The 25190-nt window shown below is 70.6% G+C and carries 29 protein-coding genes; 7 read left to right on the plus strand and 22 right to left on the minus strand.

All coding sequences use genetic code 11. The features are described 5' to 3' along the window. The 11 genes from ERL55_RS12715 to gspE form a co-directional block, all read right to left on the minus strand. Positions 1-825, minus strand: coding sequence for a general secretion pathway protein GspN (locus ERL55_RS12715; RefSeq protein ID WP_129136742.1), 825 nt, complete (start codon positions 823-825; stop codon positions 1-3). Continuing rightward, a complete protein-coding gene (gspM, locus tag ERL55_RS12720) occupies positions 815-1429 on the minus strand; it encodes a type II secretion system protein GspM (RefSeq protein WP_129136743.1) in 615 nt (204 codons plus the stop codon). Before gspM ends, ERL55_RS12715 begins: the two co-directional genes overlap by 11 nt. Beyond that, on the minus strand, positions 1416-2573 hold the full coding sequence (locus ERL55_RS12725; RefSeq protein ID WP_129136744.1) for a PilN domain-containing protein: 1158 nt from the start codon (positions 2571-2573) through the stop codon (positions 1416-1418). Before ERL55_RS12725 ends, gspM begins: the two co-directional genes overlap by 14 nt. A 115-nt stretch (positions 2574-2688) precedes the next feature. Then, entirely contained in the window at positions 2689-3576 is an 888-nt protein-coding gene (locus ERL55_RS12730; protein WP_129136745.1) for a type II secretion system protein GspK, read from the minus strand. Further along, positions 3573-4217, minus strand: a complete 645-nt coding sequence (locus tag ERL55_RS12735; RefSeq protein WP_232141825.1) for a prepilin-type N-terminal cleavage/methylation domain-containing protein — start codon at positions 4215-4217, stop codon at positions 3573-3575. The genes ERL55_RS12730 and ERL55_RS12735 overlap by 4 nt, the downstream gene beginning before the upstream one ends. Positions 4218-4504: 287 nt before the next feature. Continuing rightward, positions 4505-4918, minus strand: coding sequence for a prepilin-type N-terminal cleavage/methylation domain-containing protein (locus tag ERL55_RS12740; RefSeq protein ID WP_129136747.1), 414 nt, complete (start codon positions 4916-4918; stop codon positions 4505-4507). 65 nt (positions 4919-4983) lie between these two features. Further along, positions 4984-5460 carry a GspH/FimT family pseudopilin gene (locus tag ERL55_RS12745; RefSeq protein ID WP_129136748.1) on the minus strand — a complete coding sequence of 159 codons (477 nt, stop codon included), beginning with the start codon at positions 5458-5460 and terminating at the stop codon, positions 4984-4986. 4 nt (positions 5461-5464) lie between these two features. Next, a complete protein-coding gene (gspG, locus tag ERL55_RS12750) occupies positions 5465-5863 on the minus strand; it encodes a type II secretion system major pseudopilin GspG (RefSeq protein ID WP_100321787.1) in 399 nt (132 codons plus the stop codon). 184 nt (positions 5864-6047) lie between these two features. Beyond that, a complete protein-coding gene (locus tag ERL55_RS12755; RefSeq protein ID WP_129136749.1) occupies positions 6048-7265 on the minus strand; it encodes a type II secretion system F family protein in 1218 nt (405 codons plus the stop codon). Positions 7266-7274: 9 nt separating this feature from the next. Continuing rightward, positions 7275-7676: a GIY-YIG nuclease family protein gene (locus tag ERL55_RS12760; RefSeq protein WP_129136750.1), complete on the minus strand. Its 402-nt coding sequence runs from the start codon at positions 7674-7676 to the stop codon at positions 7275-7277. A 113-nt stretch (positions 7677-7789) separates the two neighbouring features. After that, complete coding sequence (gene gspE / locus ERL55_RS12765; protein WP_206733321.1) at positions 7790-9529, minus strand: type II secretion system ATPase GspE; 1740 nt, start codon at positions 9527-9529, stop codon at positions 7790-7792. Between the two features lie 114 nt (positions 9530-9643). Between gspE and ERL55_RS12770 the strand changes: the two genes are divergently transcribed. Together ERL55_RS12770 and ERL55_RS12775 are read left to right on the plus strand one after the other, a co-directional pair. Continuing rightward, positions 9644-9817, plus strand: coding sequence for an oxidoreductase-like domain-containing protein (locus tag ERL55_RS12770; protein ID WP_129136751.1), 174 nt, complete (start codon positions 9644-9646; stop codon positions 9815-9817). A 171-nt stretch (positions 9818-9988) separates the two neighbouring features. Next, the gene (locus tag ERL55_RS12775) at positions 9989-11035 is read left to right on the plus strand and encodes an NAD(P)-dependent alcohol dehydrogenase (protein WP_129136752.1); all 1047 of its coding nucleotides are present in this window, start codon (positions 9989-9991) and stop codon (positions 11033-11035) included. Positions 11036-11056: 21 nt separating this feature from the next. Here ERL55_RS12775 and ERL55_RS12780 read toward each other — a convergent pair whose 3' ends face one another. Both ERL55_RS12780 and ERL55_RS12785 read right to left on the minus strand, forming a co-directional pair. After that, the gene (locus ERL55_RS12780; RefSeq protein WP_129136753.1) at positions 11057-11470 is read right to left on the minus strand and encodes a host attachment family protein; all 414 of its coding nucleotides are present in this window, start codon (positions 11468-11470) and stop codon (positions 11057-11059) included. A gap of 75 nt (positions 11471-11545) precedes the next feature. Beyond that, positions 11546-11884: a thioredoxin family protein gene (locus tag ERL55_RS12785; RefSeq protein WP_129136754.1), complete on the minus strand. Its 339-nt coding sequence runs from the start codon at positions 11882-11884 to the stop codon at positions 11546-11548. Positions 11885-12102: 218 nt separating this feature from the next. On the opposite strand from ERL55_RS12785, the gene ERL55_RS12790 reads away from it, so the two are divergent. Then, positions 12103-12384: a hypothetical protein gene (locus tag ERL55_RS12790; protein ID WP_129136755.1), complete on the plus strand. Its 282-nt coding sequence runs from the start codon at positions 12103-12105 to the stop codon at positions 12382-12384. Positions 12385-12388: 4 nt separating this feature from the next. Here the strand turns inward: ERL55_RS12790 and ERL55_RS12795 are convergent, their stop codons facing one another. Both ERL55_RS12795 and ERL55_RS12800 read right to left on the minus strand, forming a co-directional pair. Continuing rightward, positions 12389-12835: an FKBP-type peptidyl-prolyl cis-trans isomerase gene (locus tag ERL55_RS12795; RefSeq protein ID WP_129136756.1), complete on the minus strand. Its 447-nt coding sequence runs from the start codon at positions 12833-12835 to the stop codon at positions 12389-12391. A gap of 42 nt (positions 12836-12877) precedes the next feature. Next, positions 12878-14074, minus strand: coding sequence for an NAD(P)/FAD-dependent oxidoreductase (locus ERL55_RS12800; RefSeq protein WP_129136757.1), 1197 nt, complete (start codon positions 14072-14074; stop codon positions 12878-12880). A gap of 178 nt (positions 14075-14252) precedes the next feature. On the opposite strand from ERL55_RS12800, the gene ERL55_RS12805 reads away from it, so the two are divergent. Then, positions 14253-14813: a hypothetical protein gene (locus ERL55_RS12805; protein ID WP_164972195.1), complete on the plus strand. Its 561-nt coding sequence runs from the start codon at positions 14253-14255 to the stop codon at positions 14811-14813. A gap of 97 nt (positions 14814-14910) precedes the next feature. On the opposite strand, the gene ERL55_RS12810 is transcribed toward ERL55_RS12805, so the two are convergent. Both ERL55_RS12810 and ERL55_RS12815 read right to left on the minus strand, forming a co-directional pair. Further along, positions 14911-15555: an NAD-dependent epimerase/dehydratase family protein gene (locus tag ERL55_RS12810; RefSeq protein ID WP_129136759.1), complete on the minus strand. Its 645-nt coding sequence runs from the start codon at positions 15553-15555 to the stop codon at positions 14911-14913. A gap of 31 nt (positions 15556-15586) precedes the next feature. Beyond that, positions 15587-16582, minus strand: a complete 996-nt coding sequence (locus tag ERL55_RS12815; protein WP_164972196.1) for an SDR family NAD(P)-dependent oxidoreductase — start codon at positions 16580-16582, stop codon at positions 15587-15589. 149 nt (positions 16583-16731) lie between these two features. Between ERL55_RS12815 and ERL55_RS12820 the strand changes: the two genes are divergently transcribed. Next, positions 16732-17694, plus strand: a complete 963-nt coding sequence (locus ERL55_RS12820; RefSeq protein ID WP_129136761.1) for an aldo/keto reductase — start codon at positions 16732-16734, stop codon at positions 17692-17694. 787 nt (positions 17695-18481) lie between these two features. Here ERL55_RS12820 and ERL55_RS12825 read toward each other — a convergent pair. Next, positions 18482-20029 (minus strand): amidohydrolase family protein, encoded by a 1548-nt coding sequence (locus tag ERL55_RS12825; RefSeq protein ID WP_164972197.1) that lies wholly within the window; start codon positions 20027-20029, stop codon positions 18482-18484. A gap of 62 nt (positions 20030-20091) precedes the next feature. Continuing rightward, positions 20092-20343, minus strand: a complete 252-nt coding sequence (locus ERL55_RS12830; RefSeq protein WP_129136763.1) for a hypothetical protein — start codon at positions 20341-20343, stop codon at positions 20092-20094. Between the two features lie 102 nt (positions 20344-20445). On the opposite strand from ERL55_RS12830, the gene ERL55_RS12835 reads away from it, so the two are divergent. Then, entirely contained in the window at positions 20446-20835 is a 390-nt protein-coding gene (locus ERL55_RS12835; RefSeq protein ID WP_129136764.1) for a DUF6165 family protein, read from the plus strand. Positions 20836-20865: 30 nt separating this feature from the next. Here ERL55_RS12835 and ERL55_RS12840 read toward each other — a convergent pair whose 3' ends face one another. Beyond that, positions 20866-21693: an N-acetylmuramoyl-L-alanine amidase gene (locus ERL55_RS12840; protein ID WP_129136765.1), complete on the minus strand. Its 828-nt coding sequence runs from the start codon at positions 21691-21693 to the stop codon at positions 20866-20868. 165 nt (positions 21694-21858) lie between these two features. Here ERL55_RS12840 and betT point away from each other — a divergent pair, with 165 nt between their 5' ends. Then, complete coding sequence (betT, locus tag ERL55_RS12845; protein WP_129136766.1) at positions 21859-23850, plus strand: choline BCCT transporter BetT; 1992 nt, start codon at positions 21859-21861, stop codon at positions 23848-23850. A 48-nt stretch (positions 23851-23898) separates the two neighbouring features. On the opposite strand, the gene ERL55_RS12850 is transcribed toward betT, so the two are convergent. Continuing rightward, positions 23899-24192, minus strand: a complete 294-nt coding sequence (locus ERL55_RS12850; protein ID WP_129136767.1) for a contact-dependent growth inhibition system immunity protein — start codon at positions 24190-24192, stop codon at positions 23899-23901. 11 nt (positions 24193-24203) lie between these two features. Continuing rightward, positions 24204-24953, minus strand: a complete 750-nt coding sequence (locus ERL55_RS14960; protein ID WP_164972198.1) for an RNase A-like domain-containing protein — start codon at positions 24951-24953, stop codon at positions 24204-24206. Positions 24954-25190 lie beyond the last annotated feature (237 nt).

Below are 25190 nucleotides of genomic sequence, written 5' to 3' on the forward strand. Positions count from 1 at the left end.
TCATTGCGGGGACTCTACGGGTTCTGCGGGCCGGGTGGCCCGTTCGGCCTGCAGGCGCGCGCGGCGCGCCTCGATGCGGCGGCGGATGGCTTCGGCCTGGCTGGCCGGGGTGGGGTCGGCGTCGCGCGGCGGGCTGTCGCCGGCCTCCACCGCGCCCGCCTGCGGAGGTTGCGCGGCCTGCGCGGGCTGTGCCGCGTCCCGGGCCTGCTGCGCCTGCTGTCGGGCCTGTGCGCGGGTGCGCGCGGGCGGCGGTACAGGCTGCACCGGCATCGCGGCCACGGCCGGTGGCGTGACGGCAGTCGAAGGCGTCGGCGGCTGCCCGCCCTGGCCGTCATAGACGCGCAGTTCCAGCACGCGCTCGCCATCGGGACCGGCGAACACCGCCGCACGCGGCGACACCGAGCGCAGCGCCCAGTTGCCGAATCCGCGCGGCGCATCGCCGACGCGCACGCGCAACGCATCACCGCCCTCGCGGGGCTGCACGATCGCCATCTGCAGCGATGGGGTGATCAGCACGCTGGTCAGCACGACGTCGAAATCCGGTGCGCCGGTCTCCCCGGTGCCGCCATCCAGCACGAACGGGCGATGGCGACGGTCATCGGCGAACAGCGGCCGCTCGCCGATGGCCGCGTACTGCGGCAGCGGGCCGAGGCGCTCGGCCGCGGGCTCGCCGGCCTGCGGCAACGGCTGCAGCAGCGAGGCGTCATCGGCCAGTGCGCCGACGCGGCTGCCGAGCCCGCCGAGCGCCAGCAGCCACAGCAGCACCGCCCAAAGCGCAAGCGCCGCGAGCACGCCGGTCGAGGTGCCCACGTGCTCAAGGCGCATCGGCGGCCTCCGCGGGCTGCAGGAAGCCGTACAGGTCGAAACTCACGTCGAGGCCGACGCCCTGGCCGGGCGCTTCCGCCGCAAGGAAATGCCGCTGCGACAGCACGTTGAGGTTGTCCACGAACAGCCGCGGCGCACCGCTTTCAAGCGCATGCAGCAGCGCGGCGAGCTCCGGTGCGCCACAGCGGATCCGTGCCTGCACCACCACCCGCGGGAAGCGGGCGTCCTGCCCCGGCAGCTGCATCGGCGAGCGGTTGACGATCGCGCAGCTGCGATTGCCCGGGCTGGCCTCGGCCACCGCCGATTCCAGCCGCTGCACCAGGAACGCAGTGGCCAGTTCCGGGCTGCGCTCGGGCAGGAACCCGGGCGTGCGCGCGTAGCGTTCGGCCAGCTCGATCGCGCGCGCCTCGACCTGCGGCGCCTGCTGCAGCACCGTGCGTGCGCGCAGCTCGCGCTGCTGCAGCGATTCGATCCGCGCCCCGGCCTCGCGCATCGGCCGCGTCCACCACGGATGCACCAGCACCAGGTAGGCCAGCGCCAGCACCGCGACCAGCAGGCCCAGCGCCAGCCAGCGATCGCGCGGCCGCACCTCAGCCGCCCGCATCGGGGCCTCCGCGTGCCGGCGGCGCGGCGGTCGTCGCCACGTCACTGACCGCCAGCGAGGCCGTCAGCGTGAAGCGGTCACGGCGGCTGCGCGGATCGGGCTGCAACGCGCCGGTCAGCGCCGGCGACCGCCACAGCGGCGAGCCTTCCAGCTGCCCGACCAGCGCGGAGGCCTCGCTGCTCAGGCCGATCAGCAGCAGGCGGTCGTTCTCGACCGCGAGCTTCTCCAGATAGGTGCTGTCGGGCAGCCGCTGGCTGAGCTCGTCGAGGATCTCGACCATCGTCGGGCGCGCCGCGCGTTGCGTCTCCAGGTACTGCATGCCTTCGATCAGACCGGTCAGGCGCTGGCGCTGGGCCGAGGCCGCACGCGCCTGCGCGATCACCGGGCGCGACGCGTCCTCGAATGCATCGGCCGCCGCGCGGCGGTTGTCCAGGACCTGCCACATCCCGGCCACCAGCGCGCACAGCGCGATCGCCGCCAGCAGCAGGTTCCAGCGCCGCCGCGGATCCGCGCGGTGCAGCCTGCGCCCGGCGGGCAGCAGGTCGATGCCCAGCGCCTGGCCGCTGCCGTCATCGAGGTCGACGCCCGCGAGGGTGTCGGCAACCGGGCCCAGCGCCGCAAGCGCGTCGTCGAGCGTGCGCCGCGGCACCACGATCAGCTCGGCATCCAGCTGGCCGTCGTCGCGCAGCGCGATCACTTGGGCATCGAACACCGCGGTCTGCGCGGAGAAGGGAGTCTGGCGGTCGATCTCGAACGAGACCACGTCGCGCAGCCGCTCCGCCGCGGCAGCGGGCAGGCGCAGCGTGCGTCGCAGGCCACTGCCGGCCGGCAGCACCAGCCAGCGCGGCAGGTCCGCAAGCTGCGGTGCGAGCACGCGTGCCAGCACCGCGGCGGCATTGCTGTCGTCGTCCTGCCAGGGCAGCACGGCCAGCGCGCGCGCCTCACCGGCACGTTCCAGCGCGATCGCGAGATCGGCACCCTGCGGGTGCAGCAGCAGGCGCTGCGGCAGCAGGCCGAGCCGCTCGCGCAGGCGCAATGGCAGCCACGCCAGCAGTGCCGCGGTCCACCACCGCCACGCCGCAAGCAGGCGTGGGCCGATCCTTCCAGCGAACGCCGCGCGCGAGGTCGCGGGCGCGGGCGACATCACGCCCGCCATCGGCTGGCACTCCGGCCATGGCCGACCGCAGCGTCGGCACGCACCGGCAACGGCGTATCCCCGTGCACGGCCACGCCGGCACCGGCACCGGCGACGGGGCGCATCAGGGACTGGACTGCGGCTCGGATACGGACACTCCTTCGTTCCAGAACAGTGGCGTATAGGCGGTGCCCGGCGCCCCCCCGCCGACCCGCACCACCGCCCGCAGCACCGCCTCGCGACCATCGGCGAGGCGGGCATGGCTGTCGATACTATACGTGCCGGTTCCGGCGCCCAGCAGGTCCGGCGGCGGGGTGATTCCAGACAGTTGCGTGCGTTGCTCCAGCACCGGCTGCGGGTCGAGACCCATGGCCTGCAGCACCAGCGCGCCGGCGAACCGCGGGTCCGGCGATGGCAGCCCGCTATGGACCGTGACGTGCGGCGCGACCGCGACGTACAGCGCGGGGGTCATGCCCAGCACCTGCTGCAGTTCGCCGACGTCCTCGAACGGTGCGTCCTTGGCACCGTAGGGCAGGCCGGCCGCGGCGTACTGCGGATCCTCCGCGGCGCCGGAGGGCTGGCCGAGGTCATCGGTGTCGCGCCAGTCGGCGATGGCGCCTGCCAGCTGCTCCGCCATGTCCGCCTCGGCACCGGCCGCCTGCAGCAGCCCGGCAAGCAACGGAGGCTGGGCGACATTGAGGTCGACCTTGCCGGTCTCGTCGACGATGCGCAGGGTCAGCGCGGCATCGTGGAAACGCCATGCGTAGTCGCGGCCGTCGGGCAGCCAGCGCCCTTCCGGCGTGGTGTCGATGACCCGCGCAACGGCGTACTCCAGCCCGGCACGCGCCGCTTCGCTGGCCACCACGCCGCGGTGGAGTACGCGGCCCTGCAGATGTTCGGTGCGTGCGGTCAGCGCGAATGCCCCGACCAGTGCGGCCAGCAGCGCGATCAGCCACAGCACCAGCAGCAGCGCCGCGCCACGTGCATGTCGACCCGCGGATGCCCGCGTCACGGCACCAGGCCCGCGGGATCCTGCATGCGGCCACTGCCCTGTGGCAGCGCCACCAGCAGCGTCGGCCACGTTGCGCCGTTCCTGCCGGTGATCTCCACCCGCACCTGCAGCGGCAGCTCGTCGGCACCGCCCCAGCGCTCCAGCCACGCGGTCGGTTCGCCGTTGGCATCCAGGCCGCGATAGGCAAAGCGCACCGCCTCCAGTCCGTCCGCCAGTGGCTCCGGCGCGCGTGCGGGACGTTCCTCGAAGGTGCTGCCGCCGACCACGCTGGCAAACGAGACCACCAGGCGCAGCCCGTCGCGGCTGCGTTCGACACCGACATCGTGCAGGGCCGGCCCGCCGCGTCCGAGGTAGTCCGGAAGCTGCGAGACGAACCGCATGCGGTCGGCCTCGCCGACGAAGCGCAGCGGCGCGCCGGTCTGTTCGTCCTGGCCGAACGCCATCGGCAACGCCGCGGTCAGGCGTCCGCGCAGGAAGGTGCTGACCGCACGCATGCGCTCGCTGTCGCGCGCCAGCGTCTCGCCGCGTTCGACGGTGGCGGTGGCCGCGCGCAACGTGGCAAACCCCAGCGCGAGCCCGGCCGCCAGCAGCACGGTGGCCAGCAGGATCTCGATCAGGGTGAAGCCCCGCTGAGCAGATATTGAAGCAACCGGCCTGCAGAAGCCGTCGGCACGGCTTGCGCACGGTGAACCACTGCGACAAAGCCCCTGCCGCTGGAACCGGAACGACGCACCGGGCCGGTGGAAGCCGTCGCCACGGCCGCGCAAGGACGAAAATGAAACCCCGGCGCTGTCGGGGCCGTCGCCACGGTCTGCGCACGGCAGGTCACCGCGTGAGCATGCCTGCCGCCTGGACCGGCACGACCCACCCGTTCCATTGAAGCCATCGCCACCGCCTGCACGACCCGGACCGCGGTACCGGGGCGGCCTCATGGCAGCGGCCCGGCAATGGCATCGGCCTGCACCAGCCGCAACGAATGCAGCTGCAGGCGTTCGCGCGGGCCACCCTCGCCCCACAGCACGGTGAGCTGCAGCGACAGCAGCTGCGGCGCAAAGGGATCGACCACGGCCGGCGGTGGCAGGCTTGGTTCCACCCATGGCGAGACCTCGAGCGACCAGCGGTAACGCCCATCGTCGAACACGCCGTCACGACGACCGGCCTCGAGCACCGTACCGACGCCGACATCGGCCAGCAGCGATTGCGCATGCAACGCCGCACGACCCGCATCGGCCGACCAGCGCACCTGCCGCGTACCGCCCGACAGCGTGCCGAGCAGCAGGGTCAGCGCCAGTGCCAGCACCGCGAACGCGACCAGCACCTCGAGCAGGGTGTAGCCGCGCATGTGCCGGGCCGGACCACGGTGGTGCCGGCAACCGGCAGGCGCGGAGGTCCCGCGATGCGCGGCCGTCATGGCGTCACCCCACCGCGGTGCACGCGCACCTCGCCGGTCAGCCAGGCCACGTCGACATGCCAGCGCGCGTTGCCGGTCACCAGCGCGACGCGGCCACCGGTGGATGCGCCGTCGGCGAAGAACACGATCGCGCCTTCGCCGTCGCGCGGCTGCACTTCGCGTGCGCCGGTGAACTCGACCGTGAGCTGCTCCGGCAAGCGGCCATCACGATCGCCGGCGGCACGCCAGGTACGCTCCTGCGGCACCACCACGAATCGCTGCGGCTGGCCGGTGGCGATCGCCAGTGCACGGGTGTGGCGCAGGTTGCCGGCGACCTCGTTGACCGCCGAGCGCAGCCGCAGGCGTTCGAAGCCATTGCCGAACACGCCGACCGCCAGCACACCGGCGGCGGCGATCAACGCCACCACCACCAGCACCTCGATCAGCGAGAACCCGCGCGAACGCGACGGCCACGCCCGGTGCGCCGCCGCCATGGGATCACTCGCTGCGGATGTCGGCGTTGACGCTGTCGCCGCCCGGGCTGCGGTCGGCACCGTAGCTCACGATCTCGAACGGCCTGCCTTCGCCGGGCACGCGGAACTCGAACGGCGTGCCCCAGGGGTCGTTGAGTTCGGACGCGCGTGCGTACGGACCAAGCCAGCCGGCGGCGTCGCCGGGCTGGGTGACCAGGTCGCCGAGTGCATTCGGCAGGCGGCCGGTATCCATGCGGTAGCTGTCGACCTTTTCCACCAGCGTCTGCACCTGCGCGCGCGCAAGGTTGACCCGCGCACGGTCGCCGCCGCCGAGGATGCGGGTGGCGGCGAACGCCACGATGCCGCCGATCAGCACCACCACCAGGATGATCTCGATCAGGCTGAAACCGCGCTGCGCGGACATCGAAGCGCCCGGCCTGCCGAAGCCGTCACGGCGCTGGGACTGGAGTGAAAGTCTGATGCTGCCGGAGCCGTCGCCACGGCCTGCGCAAGGCGAACCACCACGCACACCCACCCGCGAAACTCCATTTGTTCCGGCAGGACCCACGCGCCCCGCCCTTCTGCAATAACGATATGAATTCATGCCATCAGCCCATGACGTTGGTGAGATCGTAGATCGGGACCAGCACGGCGAGGATGACGACCATCACGATGAGCGCCAGTGCCATGGTGATCACCGGCACCAGCGCGGCCAGCATCCGGTCCAGCGCCTGCGCGGTTTCCTGTTCGAAGGTGTCGGCGGTCTTGAGCAGCATGGTATCCAGCGCGCCGGATTCCTCGCCGACCTGGATCATCTGCACCGCCAGCCGCGGGAAGCGCTTGCTGCGTGCGAGCGCGGTGGCAAGCCCCGTCCCGCCCTTCACCTCTTCCGCGGCTGCCGCGACGTCGGCGGCGAGTGCGCGATTGCCCAGCACGTTGCGGCCGATGCCCAGCGCACCCATCAACGGCACCCCGTTGCGCAACAGCGTGCCCAGCGTGCGCGTCAGCCGTGCGGTTTCCAGCCGCGCCACCAGCGGCCCGGCAACGCGCACACCCAGCAGGCGCTCATCGAAGCGCAGGCGGAATGCCGGAAGGCGCAGGCGCCGGTCCAGCCACCACAGCGCCAGCGATGGCAGCACCAGCAGCACGATCCACCAGTCGCGCACCGCCTCGCCGATGCCGAGCACGATGCGGGTGAACAACGGCAGCGTGGCATCGAGGCTTTCGTACATCGCCGCGAACTGCGGCACCACGTAGCCGAGCAGGAACAGCAGCGAGCCGCCGACCATCACCAGCAGGATCGCCGGATAGATCAACGCGTTGACCACCCGTCCGCGCAACGCTCGGCTGCGTTCCAGATAGTCGGCCAGGCGCTGCAGCGTTTCGTGCAGGCTGCCACCGGCCTCGCCGGCGCGGATCATGTTCACGTACAGCCGCGAGAACGTGCCGTGCTGGCGCTCGAGCGCGGTCGACAGCGGGCTGCCACCGCGCACCGCATCACGCACGTCGACCAGCGTGCGCCGCGCCGCGGCATCCTCCGGCAGGTCGAGCAGGATGGTCAGCGCGCGATCCAGCGGCTGCCCGGCCGCAAGCAATGTCGCCAGCTGCTGGGTGAACTGCACCAGCCGCTGGCCACCGAAAGGCTTCGGTCTGAACAATGTCTTCCACGCACCGTCGCCACCGCCTTCGCTGGCCGGCCGCGCCTCGACCGGAAGATGCCCCTGCTCCTGCAGGCGCAGCGCGACCTCCTGCTCGCTGGCGGCCTCCATCTGGCCGTCGAGCAGTTCCCCGCGCGCGTTGAGCGCCTTGTAGCGGTAGAGGGTCATTTGATCCGGCTAAGACTCTTGCCTGTCATCCCTGTGGTCCTGTCCTTGCTCGTCGTTCCCGTGCCCAGGCCCTTGCCCGTCATTCCCGCGAAGGCGGGAATCCAGCGTCTTCGGCACGGTATCCGAGATTGTCGGCCACAAGTCATTCCAGTACGGGTTCTGCGTTTCGATCAGGCGAACCTTCCAGTCCCTGTTCCACTTCTTCAGTTGCTTCTCGCGCCGGATCGCGGCTTCCATAGTCTCCGCGACGTCGTACCAGAGCAATCGCGTGACGTCGTACTTGCGGGTGAATCCATCCACAACGTGCTCGCGGTGCTGCCAGATCCGCGCAACCAGGTCGCGGGTCACGCCGATGTACAGCGTGCCGTTGCGGCCACTACCCAGGATGTAGACCGCCGGAAGTCTGTCCATGACCGTTGTCCGCGAAGAGAAAGACACTGGATCCCCGCCTTCGCGGGGATGACGGCAACAGCGGGATCGCTTCATGGACGCCCCACTGCCACGGCAGCATCCATGCGTCCCCGTCACGCATCCTCGGTCACCCGCAGCACTTCCTCGATGGTGGTTTCGCCGGCCAGCGCCTTGCGGATGCCGTCCTCGTACATCGTCTGCATGCCGGCATCGCGGGCGATGCGCTCGAGTTCGCCCATGCCGGCGTGGCGCATCACCGCGCGGCGGAGTTCGTCGTTCATCACCAGGAACTCGACGATGGTGGTTCGGCCGAGGTAGCCGGTCGGCGCGATCGCCGAGGCGCGCGGACGGTACAGGCGGATCTCGCCCTCCGGCTGGAAGCGGCGCAGGTCGAACTTTTCGATCTCCTCCGGGCTCGCCGGGTAGCTCTCGGCATGCGTCGGCTCCAGCCGCCGCACCAGCCGCTGGGCGAGGATGCCGTTGACGGTGGAGGTCAGCAGGTAGTCCTCGACACCCATGTCGAGCAGGCGGGTGATCCCGCCGGCGGCGTTGTTGGTGTGCAGCGTGCTCAGGACCAGATGCCCGGTCAGTGCCGACTGGATCGCGATGCGCGCGGTCTCCAGATCGCGCATCTCGCCGATCATGATGATGTCCGGGTCCTGCCGCACGATCGAACGCAGCGCATTGGCGAAGTCGAGGCCGATGGCCGGTTTCGCCTGGATCTGGTTGATGCCCTCGATCTGGTATTCGACCGGGTCCTCGACGGTGATGATCTTGACGTCGGCGGTGTTGAGTTTCGACAGCGCGGTGTACAGCGTGGTGGTCTTGCCCGAGCCGGTCGGGCCGGTGACCAGCAGGATGCCGTGCGGCTGCTCGAGCACCTGCTGGAACTGCGGCAGGAACTCGTCGGTGAAGCCGAGCCGGTGGAAGTCCAGCACCACGGTCTCGCGGTCGAGCAGGCGCATCACCACGCTTTCGCCGTGCGCGGTGGGCACGGTCGACACGCGCAGATCGAGTTCCTTGCCCTGCACGCGCAGCATGATGCGGCCGTCCTGCGGCAGCCGGCGCTCGGCGATATTGAGCCGCGCCATGATCTTGATGCGGCTGATCACCGCCGCGGTCAGGTTGACCGGCGGACTCTCGCCATCGATCAGCACGCCGTCGACGCGGTAGCGGACTTTCAGCCGGCTCTCGAACGGTTCGATGTGGATGTCGGAGGCACGCAGTTCGACGGCACGCTGGATCACCAGGTTCACCAGCCGGATCACCGGCGCGCCGGACGCGAGATCGCGCAGGTGTTCGACGTCGTCGACATCGGCACCGCCGTCGCCATCGGCGGATTCGACGATCGTGCCCATCGCGCTGCGCCCCTGCCCGTGCCAGCGCTCGACGAGGTCGGCGATTTCCGAACGCAGCCCGACCACCGGGGCCAGCGCACTGCCGGTGGCCAGCGCCACCGCCTGGCGCGCGTAGTCGTCCCAGGGGTCGGCCATCAGCAGTTCGAGGCGGCCGTCGCGCTCGCCGAGCGGACAGAGGTGGAATTCCTTGAGGAAGCGCAGCGCCAGCGGCTGGCTGCCTTCCAGCGGCTCGGGCGGGGTATCCGGCAGTTCGCGTGCGGCAAGCAGCGGCAGTTCGAGCACCTCGGCGCAGGTCTCGGCATGGTCGCGCTCGGAGACCAGCCCGAGCCTTCCGAGCAGGCCCAGCAGGCTGCCACCGGATTCGTCGTGCACGCGGCGCGCGCGGGCGAGGTCCGCTTCCTTGAGGCGACCGCGTGCGACCAGTGCGGCCACGATGCGGCCCTCGTTGTCGGGCGCGGCCGCCGTCCCGCCCGTGTCCATGGATACCGCGTTCACCAGATCGCCGTCCCGTGCTGCAACCCGCCGGACTTTAGCAGGCCCGTCGCGCGCCACGCGGCGCCCCCACGACCTCCCCGGAGGGGACTTCTGCCGTGCGATATCCTTCACCGCATGCCTGATTCCGCCCCGGATCCGCGCCCGCTGGCGCCGGAACCACCACTGCCGAGCGACTGCTGCGAAAGCGGCTGCAGCGTCTGCGTGTACGACAGCTACGCCGAGGAGCTGGACGACTACCGGCGGCGGCTGGCGGCCTGGAAACAGCGCAACCCCGACGCCGCGGACTGAGGACACATCGCCCCCCCTACGGGCGGGGCCGGGGGTGCGGGCGCACACGCGGAAGGTGCCGCGCTGGCCTGGTTCAGGGCATCGGCCGGCTGGCGATCCACCGCTGCGGGACAACGGGATGTTCCCGCCGATGGTCTAGCATGCGCGCTTTCCCCGCACCGCGAGGCCGCCATGCGCACTCCCGCCTATGCCGCGCCGTCAGCCGACGAGCCGCTGGCCCCGTTCACCGTCGAGCGCCGCGAACCGCGCGCGCACGAGGTCCTGATCGACATCCTCTACTGCGGTGTCTGCCATTCCGACATCCACCAGGTCCGCGACGAATGGGGTGGATCGATCTTTCCGATGGTGCCGGGCCACGAGATCGTCGGCCGCGTCAGCCGTGCCGGCGAAGGCGCGACGAAGTTCGCGGTCGGTGACCTGGTGGGCGTGGGCTGTTTCGTCGATTCCTGCCGCAGCTGCGAGCCGTGCCGTGCCGGCGAGGAACAGTACTGCCGCGAAGGCATGACCGGCACCTACAACAGCCGCGAGCGCGACAGCGGCGAGCCGACCTACGGCGGCTATTCGACGCGGATCGTGGTCGACGAGAACTACGTGGTGCGGATTCCGGACGGCATCCCGCCCGAGCGTGCCGCGCCGCTGCTGTGCGCCGGCATCACCACCTATTCGCCGCTGCGCCACTTCGGCGTCAAGGCCGGCGACGAGGTCGCCGTGGTCGGCCTGGGCGGGCTCGGCCATATGGCGGTCAAGCTGGCGCGGGCGATGGGCGCACGGGTGACCGTGCTCAGCACCTCGGAATCCAAGCGCCAGGACGCGATGGCGCTGGGTGCGACGGGCTTCCTGTCCACCCGCGAGCGCAGCATGTTCCGCGAACATGCCGGCACCTTCGACTTCATCATCGACACGGTGTCGGCGCAGCACGACTACAACGCGTATCTCAACCTGCTGAAGATCGACGGCACCATGGTGCTGCTGGGCATTCCCGACCCGACCCCCCTGAGCGCCTTCCCGCTGGTGGCCGGACGCCGCCGCCTGGCGGGTTCCATGATCGGCGGCATCCGCGAAACCCAGGAGATGCTCGACTTCTGTGCCGAGCACGGCGTGGCCGCGGACGTGGAGATGATCGACATCGCCGACATCAACACCGCCTACGAGCGCATGCTCAAGGGCGACGTGCGCTACCGCTTCGTGATCGATACGGCCTCGCTCGCCGACGCCTGAGCCCGCACCTGGCCAGGGCGCTCAGGCGCCCTGGGCCTTGCCGTTCTGCAGCGCGCGCTCGATGTCCTCCAGCGGCACGTTGGTGAGGTTCTTGCCGATCTCGGCCAGCATCCGCGCGGTGGTTTCCTTGTGCAGCAGCGGGCGCATCTGTCCCAGCGTCTGCGGATCCGCCATCAGCACCAGGTGGTCATACCTGTGCTTGAGCGCGCCGGCATTGAGGTTCTGCGCCAGCTGCTTGGCGAAGGTGGCCTCGTCGATGGCCTCGCCGCTGGATTCGGTGGGCATGCTGCCCGCCGGGCCGTCATCGTTCATGTTCATCAGCTCGAGCAGTTCCTCCTGCTTGAGCATCAGGTACTGCTCGTCGCCGACGTTGCGGAACACACGCGCGCCGCCGCCATCTGCAACCACCACCAGGGTACGGGCCGGAATCTTCATGGAGCCTCCTGTGTCTCGGGATGTTGGCGTCCACTCTAGGAAGCCTGCCGTGACGGACGCGGCGAGACGCCCGCCTCAGGCCTCGCCGGGTGCCGGGGCGCCGGCGGCCAGCGCCTGTTCCACTTCGCCACGTTCCTGCGGCCGCACCACGCGTGCCACTTCCTCGCCATCGCGCAGCACCACCAGCGTCGGCCACAGCTTGACCCGGTAGCTGCGCCCCAGCGGGCGGCCGCGCCCGTCCTCGATGCGGATATGGCGGACCGCGCCATTGCAGGCACGGACGGCCGCGTCGACCAGCGGCATGGCCATCTGGCAGTGGCCGCACCAGCCGGTGCCGAAATCCAGCACGGTCACCCCTGCAAGTGCATCGGCATCGGCGCGGGTGAGGGTTTCCGGCAGATAGTCATGGGTCATGGCAACGCTCCTGGAGAACCGGGCTGCAGCCTGACCGACAGGACGTGCGCACACCGTGGTCGGGTGGCCGACCGGCGGTCTCCAGATGTCAATGCGGCGGCCGCTACAGCATTGGGTTGCCTCTCAGTCCATCTGGCCGAGAATGTGCCCACTGTCGCAGTCAGGCGGCAGCCACTGTCGCTCCGGCGACGTGTTCGATGGTTGACCGAGACGTCCGCATGTCCCAGCTTTCCTCCGCCGACCCGGCATCCGCGCAACTCGCCGTCGACGCGGCGCTTGCCCGGCTCGAGGCCGAGATGCAGGACCTGCAGCATCGCCACCGCGACCTGTTCGCCTATGCCAACGCCTGGGCGGAGCGCCATGACGCGGTGCTGGCGATGACGCCGGCGCACCTGCGTGCCGACGTGGAAGCGCGCCTGCGCCGCATCGGCGTGCGCTGGGGGCTGGTGGACGGCGTACGTACCACCACCCAGTTCCCGGCGCTGAAGCTGCCGCGCTGAGGGATCAGGGGCGCTCGACGCCCAGCAGCTCGACATCGAACACCAGCGACGCGCCCGGCGGGATCGCCCGGCCGGCACCGCGCTGGCCATAGCCGAGTCCGGCCGGAATGCGCAGCTCGCGCTGGCCGCCCACCCGCATTCCGGCCACGCCCTCGTCCCAGCCGCGGATCACCTGGCCGGCGCCGAGGGTGAATTCGAAGGGTTCGCCGCGCTCGCGCGAACTGTCGAAGGCCGCGCCGCGGCGGTCGACGGCATTCCCGTCGTACAGCCAGCCGCTGTAGTGCACGGTCACCGTGTCGCCGGCACGTGCGGTCTCGCCGTCGCCGGGGCGCAGGTCGATGCGTTCAAGGCTCGCCACGTCGCCACCGGTGTAGGGCGGCGGACCGCCGCAGGCGGCCAGCACGGCCAGGCAGCCGGCGACGAGCGCGGCGCGGAACGGGAAGACGGTCATGACGGGCTCCGGATGCGGCGCCAGAGCATGCCATGCCAGCAGTCATTCGCCCCCGAGCGCGCTGCCGGCGGCGTGCGCGCAGGCCCACGCCCACTGGAAGTTGTAGCCGCCCAGCCAGCCGGTGACATCGAGCACCTCGCCGATGAAATACAGCCCGGGCACGCGGCGCGATTCGAACGTGGCCGACGACACCTCGCGGGTATCCACGCCACCCAGCGTGACCTCCGCGGTGCGGTAGCCCTCCGTGCCACTGGCCACCAGCGGCCAGGCACGCAGCAGCGTGGCCACCTCGCGCAGCTGCGGTGCGCTGTACTGGCGCATCGGCCGGCTCGGCAGCCACACCTCGGCCAGGCGCTGGGCGAAGCGGCGCGGCAGCACCTCGGCCAGCAGCGTGCGCAGCTCGGCATCCGGGCGGTCCTGTCGCCAGCCCTGCAGCAATGCATCGATGTCGTGGTCGGGCAGCAGGTCGATGCGCAGCTCATCGCCGGGCTGCCAGTACGAGGAGATCTGCAGGATCGCCGGGCCACTGACGCCGCGATGGGTGACCAGCATGGCGTTGCGGAACGACTGGCCGTTGCAGTGGGCCTCGATGGGAAACGCCACCCCGGCCAGCCCGTCCATGCGTTCCTGGTGCTTGCCGCTGAGCGTCAGCGGCACCAGGCCGGCGCGGGTAGGCAGCAGCGCATGGCCGAACTGTGCGGCCAGCCGGTAACCGAATCCGCTGGCACCCAGGCTCGGGATCGACAGCCCGCCGCTGGCCACCACCAGCCGCGCGGCGTGCACGCGCCCGAGCCGGCAGTCGAGTTCGAAGCGCCCGTCCTCGCCGACTGCCACGATGTCGATCGCCGCCTGCGTTTCCACCCGCACGCCCGCCTGCGCGCACTCGTCGAGCAGCATGCGCACGATGAGCTTCGACGACTCGTCGCAGAACAGCTGGCCGAGCTCCTTCTCGTGCCAGGCGATGCGGTGGCGCTCGACCAGTTCGAGGAAATGCCACGGCGTGTAGCGCGCCAGCGCCGACTTCACGAAGTGCGGGTTGGCCGACAGGTAGTTGCCTGGCCCGGTCCCGGTGTTGGTGAAATTGCAGCGGCCGCCGCCCGACATGAGGATCTTCTTGCCGACCCGGTTGGATCCCTCCAGCACCAGCACGCGCAGCCCGCGCGCGCCCGCGGTCATCGCGCACATCAGCCCGGCGGCGCCGCCACCGATCACCACGACATCGGCTTCGAGCCGGCTCACGGGCGCCGGTGCGAACGGAAGGAGTGCGGCATGGCTCGGCTCGGGGACTGCGGGCCGCGCATTCTAGGCCGTGGCGGCGCCGACCACGGGCGCGCTGGCGCTTCACGCGGGCTCGCCGCGGCGCTGTCGATACTGGATTCCACACGCCAACGTGAAAGGGATTGCCATGTCCGCATGCATGAAGTCCGGTTCCGCCCTCGCCCTGCTGTTGCTGCTCACGGCCTGCCAGGACCGTGCCACCGACAGGGACACCGCGAACACCCAGGCACGTGGCGACACCGCCGCCGACACCACGATGCCCGGCGGCACCATGCCGGCGGAAGGGGCGTCGGCGGGCGCAGCGGGCGGCGCCGGTGATCGCCCACTGCTGTCGATCGCCGGCGACGGTACCGGGCCGGGCTACCTCACCGACGCCGCCGGACAGTCGCTGTACGTACTCGAAGGCAACACCGCCGGCGAGCGCTGCGATGCCGCGTGCGAGGAAGTCTGGCCGCCGGCCCTGACCGACAACGCCACCACGCCGCGGACCGACCCGCGCATCGGCCCGGGCGGCGCCGGCGTGATCCCGCGCACCGACGGCAGCCACCACGTGACCTACAGCGGCGAGCCGCTCTACCGCTACGCCGCCGATGCCGGCGCCGGCCGGACCACGGGCGATGGCGTGCAGGACCAGTGGGGCCTGTGGAAGCTCGTGCGGGTCGACGGTGCACCGCAGGGCACCAACACCGGCAACAACTGAGTCGGCCTGTGGCGGTGCGCCTTCACGGCGCACCGCCGCGCCGGACTCCTTCGCGCAGCCGGTAGGCGCCTGCCGCCGCTGGCGCAACGGCGCGGCCTCAATCGGCCAGCGAGTCCGCGCCGATCACATGCCGCCCCGGGTGCGGCGCAAGCGTGGCGTCGACCAGCGCCGCGGCGATCCGCGTGGCCGGACTGATCCGCCAGCGACGTGGCAAGACCGGCCCGAGCACGCGCAGCACCACCGACGCTGCCGCCTCGCCGGTGCGGTGCTCCTCGCGCTCGCCGCCGATCAGGCCCGGGCGCACCAGCACCAGCGACTCGAACCCCAGCGCCTCGAGGTCGCGCTCGAGTTCCCCCTTGACCCGGCTGTAGAACACCCGCGATCGCTGGTCGGCACCGGCCGCCGAGTTCAGCGCGTACACGCGCGCACCCGCCGCCTGCGCATGGCGCGCCACCTGCAGCGGGTAAGCGTGGTCGACGCGGCGGAACGCCTCGCGCGAACCCGCCTGGCGCAGCGTGGTGCCAAGCGTGCAGATCACCGCATCGACCTTCCACCAGTCGGCGGTCGCCGGCAGGGTATCGAAATCGACCACCGGGTTGACGAGCTTCGGATGCGCGACCGCAAGCGGCCGCCGCGTCGGCGCCACCACCCGGGTGGCGCGCGGATCGGCGAGCAGCCGTGCAAGGACGTCGCGGCCGACCAGCCCGGTGGCACCCACATGCAGCACGCTGGTGATGTTCATCCCCGGATCGTCGCGTGTCGGGCGTGAGCGGTCAGTCGCGCAGTGCCCGCGGCCACGGCTGCAGAGATGGTTGCACCAGCGCTTCCGACACCTGCCATAGACGCGCGGCCATCGCGCGGTCGGTCTGCGCCGCGCCCTGTGGCGCCTCGCGGAAGTCGCTCAGGTAGGCACCGTTGATGCCGGCCATTGCCGGGTGCGCGGCGGCATAGCACGGCGTCGCCGCGCCCTGGGCAGGCGTGCGTGCGTTGTCGGCATACCCCAGACCGGTGGAGCGCAGGATGTTGGTGCGGGTATGGCCGGGCGTGACGCAGTTCGAGGTCGCGCCGGTGCCGGCCAGCCGTCGCGCAAGCTCGAACGAGAACAGCCCGTTGGCAAGCTTGGAATGCGAGTAGCCGCGCCGGTACCAGCCGGCGCCGGACAGGTCGTCGAACTGGATGCCGCCCTCGGGTGCATCGCGGTGGTTGCCGCTGCCCACCACCACCACGCGGCCGCGTGCCGCCAGCATCGGCGCCAGCAGCCGGTTGACCAGCAGGAAGTGGCCGAGGTGGTTCACCGCGAACTGCTTCTCCAGCGCGCCGAGCTGCTCGTGGGTATCGAGCACGATGCCGGCATTGCAGACCAGCGCATCGATGCGTGGCGCCAGCGTCGTCACCTGCCGCGCGCACGCGACGATCGATTCCGGCTCGGTGAGTTCCAGCACGACCGGCGTCGCCCTGCCGCGTACGGAGCCGCAGGCCGCCCTGCCCCTGGCCTCGTCGCGTGCGGTACCGATCACGTGTGCGCCATTGGCGGCGAGCACGCGCATGGCCTCCAGCCCGATGCCCGAGTTGCAGCCGGTCACCACGATCGTCCGGCCTGCCAGATCGACGCCCTGCATCACCTCGTCGGCGGTGGCGCCCGCACGCGGGTGCGACCCCGGGGCGGCGCCACCCGCACGTGCCGCGCCGCGCGCTTCGTCCGCCAGCCAGGGCACCAGCAGTGCGGGCAGTGCAGCGAGCAACGTACGCCGGTTTCGGGATATGGACATGCATGCGCTCGCAGGACGGGAACACGTGATGCTAGCGGACCCGGTGTACCGGGCTGACATCGGCCGGACGCCCCGCCGCGCTGCACCGCAACGTTGTCCGCGCGTCGGCGCGGTGGAAGAATCCGGGCACCTCCCGCAAGGATCCCGCCATGACCACCTCCATCCGCGATCCGCAGCGCCGCCGCCTGCTGCAGGGGATCGCCCTGTCCACCGCCGCGCTGGCACTGCCCGCCTGGGCACGCGCCGCCACGGCGGCCGCAACGGATGCGCCGATCCTGCGTGCGATCCCCTCCAGCGGCGAGCGCATCCCGGTGGTCGGGCTGGGCACCAATGCCTACGGCGTGCAGACGGCCGAGGAGAAGGCGCCACTGCGCGAGGTGCTGCGGCGACTGGCGGAGGTCGGGAACAGCGTGATCGACACCGCACCGGCGTACCGCAATTCCGAAGCGGTCCTCGGCGAACTGATCGACGAGCTGGGCCTGCGCGACCGCTTCTTCCTGGCCACCAAGGTGACCGCGCCCGATGGCGATGTCGCCGCGGGAATCGCGCAGATGGAAGCCTCGCTGCGCAACCTGCGCACCGACACCATCGACCTGATGATGGTGCACAACCTCAACGGTGCCGAAGCGATCATCCCCACGCTGCTGGAGTGGAAGCAGGCCGGGCGCCTGCGCCATATCGGCATCACCACCTCGAACGACGGACAGCATGCCGAAGCCGCGGCGCTGATCCGCGCGCATCCGCTCGACGTGGTGCAGGTCAACTATTCACTGGGCAACCGGATCGCCGAGGACACCGTGTTCCCCGCGGCGCAGGAGCGTGGCACCGCGGTTCTGCTCAACGTGCCGCTGGGTGGCCGCCGCGGCAGCCTGTTCGGGCGGGTCAGGGACGTGCCGCTGCCGGAGTGGGCCACGGAGTTCGGCGCCACCAGCTGGGCGCAGCTGTTCCTGAAGTACAACCTCGGCCATCCCGCGGTCACCGCGGTGCTGCCCGGCACCACGCGACTGAAGAACCTTGAGGACAACCTCGCCGCCGGCCGCGGCGCGCTGCCGGACGCGTCCCAGCGCCGCCGCATCGAGGCGTTCTGGGACGCGCTGCCGGAGCAGTCCTGATAGAGATGGTTCCTCCCCTGGGAGAGAGTTCCATCCAGGCGCAGAGCATCGAGCCCGGAAGCCCGTAAGACCGGAGTCAAGCCAGTGCCAGAGCACGGGCCCGGGAGGGGCGCGGACAGCCCGCCGCGGCCACAGGGGGATGCCCAGCCGGATATCTCCGCGTCCTGCTCCCACATCCGGCCGCCGGCCATCCATGGCCGGCTCTGGACATCCCCCTGCGTCCACGGCGAGCCCCGACCGTCGTCGCGTCCCGAAGGTCAACGGCGAAGAACGTAGGCCGTCGGGGCAGTCGCCGACTTCCGGCTGCCGCTGTTGACCTCCATGCCGGAACTGCCGAACAAGCGTGGTCGTTGCAGGCGACGCCGTCAGCAACCGCCGCTTTTGGCTCCGTGCCCGGAATCGCCCCAACACACGGGAGTGGTCGTTGCGGGTCAGCCGCGCGCAATGCTCCTGCTCTGCGTACCGCAGCCGCCGATGCACGGACCCGTCGCGTGCACCGGGGGGTGTGCTCCCAGCCGGCCATGGATGGCCGGCGGCCGGCCGTGGTAGCTGGACGCGGACTCCGGCCGGGGGAGCACACCCCCCGGTGCGCGCGACGGGCGGCGCGCCTCCAAATGAAGCACTCCATCAACGCGTCCCGCACTCCGGCTTTCGCGCGAACGGAGCCACTTCAGCCATACGACATGGCCCGGAGTTGGAAGAGCGGCGCTGCTCCGGAGACGGCCGATCAACCGGGTGCCTGCAGCCACACTTGGCCGGGAGCATGCCGAATGCCGAATGCGCGTTGTCACCGCAACATGGATCGCAGCACCTGCCCCGCACGCCCCGTGCGTTCGCCCTGCTCGAACACCGGCACGCCGGCGAGGACGACGAGGTCGAAACCCTGCGCATGCGCGAATGGATCGATGTAGTCCGAACGCGCCTGCACGCGCGCCGGGTCGAACAGCACGAGATCGGCGACCGCGCCGACGCGCACGATGCCGCGGTCGGCCAGTCGCAGGATCGAGGCGGGCAACGCGGTGGCCTTGCGCACCGCTTCCTCGAGCGGGACCCCGCCGCTGGTGACGGTCCGTTCGATCCAGCGTGCGAAGGTGCCGGTGGCGCGCGGATGCCGCATGCCCGGCCCACCGTCGCTGGCGATCGCCACGTGCGGATCCTCCAGCAGCCGCACCTGCAGGCCCTCGTCCATCACGAAATGCGCGGCGCTGCCACCGCGGGGCCCGATCTCCAGCAGGGCATCGGCGAACGCCAGGCCCATCGCGTCGGCCACCTGCGCCAGCGTGCGTCCCGCATGCGGACCGCTGCCGAACAGCAGTGCCTGCGGGCCGCCGCGGCGGGTCATGCGTTCGACCAGTGCGCCGCGCAGTTCGTCGCGCCGCGTGGCCAGCACCCGGGCGTAATCGTGCGGCGGCAACGCCCAGTCCGGAAACAGGATGCCGACGCCGGTGTAGCTGGCGACATAGGGATAGGCGTCGGCGGTGAGGTCCACGCCGCCGCGCCGATGCGCGTCGAGCGCCGCCAGCAGCCGCTCCGCGCGCGACTCCCCCTGCCCGTACACGACCTTCAGGTGCGACACGTGCGTGCGTGCCGGGCGGCTGGCCTCGATGTGCTCGCTCAGCGAGGCCTCCACGCGGTCGTCGTCCTCCGAACGCATGTGGCTCATCGCAACGCAATCGCGCGCGGCCACCGCGCTGGCGAGCGCCGACAGTTCCGCGGCGCCGGCGTACATACCGGGCACGTATTCCAGCCCTGTGGACATCCCGAAGGCACCCGCATCGAGGTCGGCGACGAGCAGTTCGCGCATCCGCGCGATGCTGGCGGCATCGGGGTCGCGCCTGTCATCGGCGATGCCGGCCTGCCGGCGCAGCGTGCCATGGCCGGCGAGCGCGGCCACGTTGATGTCCGGCCCCGCGCGCTCGACCGCATCGAACCATCCGCGCAACCCGCCGGCAGCGGCGCCGGCCGGGCTGCTGCCGTCCTGGCCCAGCACCACGGTGGTCACGCCCATGGCGAGGAAGCTGGCGTACGAGGCTTCCAGCGGATTCCCATGCACGTGCAGGTCGATGAAGCCCGGTGTGAGTACGCGGCCGCCGCCGTCCACCACCCGGGCGCCGCGCGGTGCACGCGCAGCTGCACGGCCGACCTGCGCGATGCGGCCGTCGCGTACCAGCACATCGGTGGCGCGCGCCGGTGCACCCGTGCCATCGACCAGCCTTACATCGCGCAGCAGCAATGCCTGCGGCGTACCCGCACGCACCGACGGCAGCAGCGCGCAGGTCCCCACGGCGCCGAGCGCTGCAAGCAGTTGGCGACGTGACCAGCCGGATCCAGCCATGCGGTGCTTCCTGTCGAAGGGCTCCGCGCAGTATGTCGCCGGGGTGGCGGCGGCTCCAGCGTTCATTCCACCTGCCCGCGCACCCACTTCAGTGCACCGGGCGCCATGCCGTGGAACTTCGGTGCGTCCGCCAGCGGCGCCACCAGCAGGCGATGAGGCCGCCAGCGGTGCTTGACCGCGTGGTACAGCCGCGAGCGCGTGTCCCAGCTGCTCACCACGTACAGCCCCCGCGCCAGCTCGAACCCATGCGCAACCGTCTCGCCGTCCGGCGGCGGTGGGTCGAGGTGGACCAGGTACAGCGTCGGCGCTTCCATGCGCACGACCTTCGCGAAGCCCGATTCACGATCGGGTGAATCCGGTCGCACGGGTCGCGGGGGCTATCATGATGCGCTCCCAGTCCCGTCCCCGCCTTCGCGATGCATACCCTCCTCACGCCCGTGTCCATCGGCGAACTCGTCGACAAGATCACCATCCTCGAGCTCAAGGCCGAGCGCATCGACGACGAGGCCAAGCGCCGCAACGTGCGCGCCGAACTCGATGGGCTGGTGCCGCTGTGGGACGCGCAGCAATCGCGGCAGCCGGTGCTCGGCGAACTGAAGGCCCGGCTGCATGCGATCAACGCCCGCATGTGGGAGATCCAGGACGCGCTGCGCGAGTGCGAAGCCGCGCAGCGTTTCGACGACCGCTTCATCCAGCTTGCGCGCAGCGTCTACGCCACCAACGGCGAACGGGTGCAGGTCAAGAACGAGATCAACCGCGTCGCCGGCTCGGCCCTGGTCGAGGAAAAGCAGTACCAGGGCGAGTAGGCCGCGAGCGGTCGCGCGACGTGCGGTGCCTCAGGGCAGTTGCCGATCCGCCACCCGCATGCCGCCGGGTGTCGACACCACATCCAGCAGCGCGGCGGTTTCCGCATCCGGCTCGCCGGCGATGTCGGCCGGGCGGTACTTCATCTGGAACGTGCTGATCACGTCGCGCGTCGGGGCGTCGAGCTCGCCACTGTTCGGTACCCGGTAACCCACCGCCGCCAGCCGCTGCTGGAACCAGTCGATGTCCGGCACCGGCTGCACGCGGGAATCGGCCAGCCGTTGCGCCAGCTGCCGCGGGTCAGGCCACGGCACGAGGCCGGCGTCGGCCAGCTGTTTCCAAGGGAACATCGGGCCCGGATCCTGCTTGCGTCCCGGCGCGATGTCGGCATGGCCGAGCACCCGCGACGGGGCGATGTCGTGGCGGGCGACGATGTCGCGCACCAGCGTGATCACCGCATCCACCTGCGCCTGGGGGAAGGGCGCGTAGACCCGGCCATCAGGCGTGTCCACCCAGCCCGGATTGACGATCTCGATGCCGATCGACGATGCATTGAGTGCGGTCGCACCGTTCCAGTAGCTCTCGCCCGCGTGCCGCGCCATCCGTTCTTCCGGTACCAGCCGGTAGATGCGCACCGGATCGTTGCGCACCAGGTAGTGCGCCGACACGCCGCGCTCGTGGCCGGTCAGGATGTCGAGTGATTCCTCGAAGTCGGCGACCGTGTAGTGCAGCACCAGGTGCTGTACGCGGCTGGCCTGCACCGCGGCCGGATGGCTGTCGTCGATGCGCAGCGTGCCGCCGGCGCAGGCGGCAAGCAGCAATGGCAGCACAAGGGCCGGAAGGATGTACTGCGTGCGCATGGCGACACCGGGGATGCGGCAGCGCAGGGTAGCCCACGTCCGCGGGCATGGCCCAGCGCCCAACTGTTGCATGACAGCAGCTCTTCCCGCGGGGCTCCTCCACACTGTCGCCCCGGCCGCAACCGCATCATCGCCGCGGCGTCGCCACTGCATCGAGGACCTGCCATGACCCCATCCGACGAAACACCTGCCACCCGGGAGCGCTTCGCGCACGTGCTGTGGCCGGTGTTCCTGCCGTCGGCCGGTCTGGTGATCGCACTGGTGCTGCTCTCCTTCGTCATCCCCACGCGCATGGAGGCCGTGTTCCAGGGCGCGCAGGACTGGGTGGCCAACGATGCCGGCTGGTTCACCATCGCCGCGGTCGCGGGCTTCCTGGTGTTCGTGATCGCGCTTGGGATCAGCGGCTTCGGCACGCTGCGGCTCGGCCCGGAACACAGCCGGCCGGACTACAGCTACCGCACCTGGTTCGCGATGCTGTTCGCCGCGGGGATGGGCATCGGCCTCATGTTCTTCGGGGTGGCCGAGCCGATCATGCATTACGCCGATCCGCCGGTCGGCGACGAGCGCACCATCGCCGCGGCACGCAGTGCGATGCGCATCACCTTCTTCCATTGGGGCATCCACGCGTGGGCGGTCTATGCGGTGGTCGCGCTGTCGCTGGCCTATTTCGCCTACCGCCATGGCCTGCCGCTGCGCATCCGCTCGGCGCTGTACCCCATCATCGGCGAACGCATCCACGGGCCCATCGGCCACGCGGTCGACACCTTCGCCGTACTCGGCACGATGTGCGGCTTGGCGACCTCGCTCGGCTTCGGCGTCATCCAGATCAACTCCGGCCTGGCCTACCTGTTCGGGATGGAGGTCAACGTGGTGATGCAGGTCGTACTGATCGCGGTGATCACGCTCATTGCGACGGTCTCGGTGATGACCGGACTCGACCGCGGCGTGCGCCGGCTGTCGGAACTCAACATGCTGATGGCGGTGACGCTGCTTGCATTCGTGCTGCTGGCAGGGCCGACCGTGCACCTGCTGCAGGCGTACGTGCAGAACACCGGCATGTACATCTCCAACCTGTTCGCGATGACGTTCAACCTCTATGCCTACGAGCCCACCAGCTGGATCGGCGGCTGGACCCTGTTCTACTGGGGCTGGTGGATCGCCTGGTCGCCGTTCGTGGGGATGTTCATCGCGCGCATCTCGCGCGGGCGAACGGTGCGCGAGTTCGTACTCGGCGTGCTGCTGGTGCCGCTGGGGTTCACCTTCCTGTGGATGACCATCTACGGCAACACCGCGCTGCACCTGGTGATCGTCGAGGGCGTCACGGATCTGGCCAACGCGGTGCAGGCGGATACCTCGGTCGCCCTGTTCCGCTTCCTGGAGGAATTCCCGCTGGCGTCGCTGACGTCCGGCCTCGCGGTGCTGATCGTGGTGGTGTTCTTCGTGACATCGGCCGACTCGGGCTCACTGGTGATCGACATGCTGACCAGCCGCGGCGAGGAGCAGTCCCCGACGTGGCAGCGCGTGTTCTGGGCATTGCTGGTCGGGGCGGTGGCGATCGCGCTGCTGATCGCCGGCGGACTGGCGGCGTTGCAGTCCGCTGCGATCGCCAGCGCCCTGCCCTTCACCGTGGTGATGATTCTGATGTGCTGGGGCCTGCTGCGGGCGATGCAGTTGGAGATGGTGAAGCAGCGCAGCACCCGCGACGCCCGGCTGCTGCCGGCGGGCCTGGGCGGCGAGAACTGGAAGGCGCGCCTGCAGGCGCTGGTGCGCCACCCCACCCTGGCCGAGGTGCGCGCCTTCATCGATTCACAGGTACGCCCGGCGATGGAGGAAGTCGCGCAGGAACTGCGCCGGCAGGGCCTCGATGCCCGCGTGGAAACCGGTGACGACGGCCGCGTCTGGGTGGAAGTCGGCCACGGCGAGGAGATGGATTTCTTCTACTCGGTGCGCCCGCAGGCCTACGAACCGCCGAGCTTCATACTGTCCGACCCGCGCCGCCAGCAACGCGACACCGACGATGTCGACTACCGCGCCGAGGTGCACCTGCGCGAGGGCGGACAGGGATATGACGTGATGGGCTGGCGCCGCGAGGCACTGATCCACGACGTCCTCGACCAGTACCAGCGCCATCTGCACTTCCTGCAGCTGGTGCGGTAGCGCGCGCGCCGAGCCATTGCCGCCCCGCTTGCGGACGGGGCGACGGGTTCAGCCCTTGCCGAGCAGCAGGTCGTGGAGCCGCTGGAGCCAGGCGCGCCAGGTGGCGCCGTCCTCCGTGGGATCGTATTCGCAACCCATGTCGCGTGCGATGGCGCCCAGCGCGGCCTCGTCGTGGTCGTGTGACAACAGCCGTGCGATGTCTTCGGCCGCCGCCTCGACCTGCGCGGGCGACTCCGACTCACGGTAGTAGTCGATCACCCCTTCCGGCTTGCCGTGTTCGGTCTGCCAGTCCTGGTGGAAGTACGCGGCAAGGAAGTTCTCGAGGTGCGGGTAATCGCTCATCGGCTCGGCGCTCAGGGCGGTGTCGGATAACCGGTGACGATTCTATAGCCGATGTCCAGACGGTCCGACCGCTCCAGCACCAGCCGCACCGAATGGACATCGGTAGCGTCGCTGTCGCCACGTTTCACCGAGATGCCGGTGCTCGCATCGAAGCGTGCATCCACCACCAGACGGTTGCCGCCCTGTCCATCGAGCCAGGCATCGATACGGTCCTGATGCTCGTCGAGGGTGGCCGACACGAAGTGCTCGGCGGCAGGCAGGTCGACGAAGCTGGAGGCGGCACTGATGTTCTCGCGGCGCACGCGGTCCACCAGCCACTGCTCGCTCTTGCCGACGTGGCGCTCGATCAGATGCCCACCGACATCCTCGTGCGCCTCGAGGCCACCGCCCGGTACCCGGCCGGTACCATCGGGCGCGTCGGGGCCTTCGGCGCCGAGGTGTTCGCCCAGTCGCTCGATAGTGCCCTCCAGCGTCTCGCGCGTGGCGGCGTCGAGCCCGCGCGTGGACATGCCTTCGAGCGCGGCCTGGATGCGACCAAGCAGCGGATCGAGCTGTTCACCGAACACCGGCGACTGCACGGCAAGCGCAATGGCGTCATCGACCTGGCCGAGGAAGTCCGGCAGCGCGCCGCTGTCGGCAAGGTCGGCAAGATGGCGTTCGAGATCGAGACCCGACGCCGCGGCATCGAGTGCGGACATCGGCTTCATGGCCTGGAAAGGGTGCAGCGGCGACTGCGCCAGCGGATTGATCGCGTCGAGCATCGGAAGGCTCCGGATGGACGCGCAGCAGACTAGGCATCCGCGCCCGATGCCGAAACTGGGGCGGACCCGAGGTGGATCCCGGCGCACCGAACGCGCATGCGCTCCTGTGTCCAGCTGCGTCGGCGTGGCCGTGGGGAACGCGAACCGTCCCGCGCAGAACAGGACATATGTCAATGCGCTGTCACACATCCCCATGATGATTGCCGCCGACGCATCCGAGAGGGAAGGGTGCGTCGG

This window comes from Luteimonas sp. YGD11-2 (assembly GCF_004118975.1).
In the GTDB taxonomy this organism is placed as follows: Bacteria; Pseudomonadota; Gammaproteobacteria; order Xanthomonadales; family Xanthomonadaceae; genus Luteimonas; species Luteimonas muca.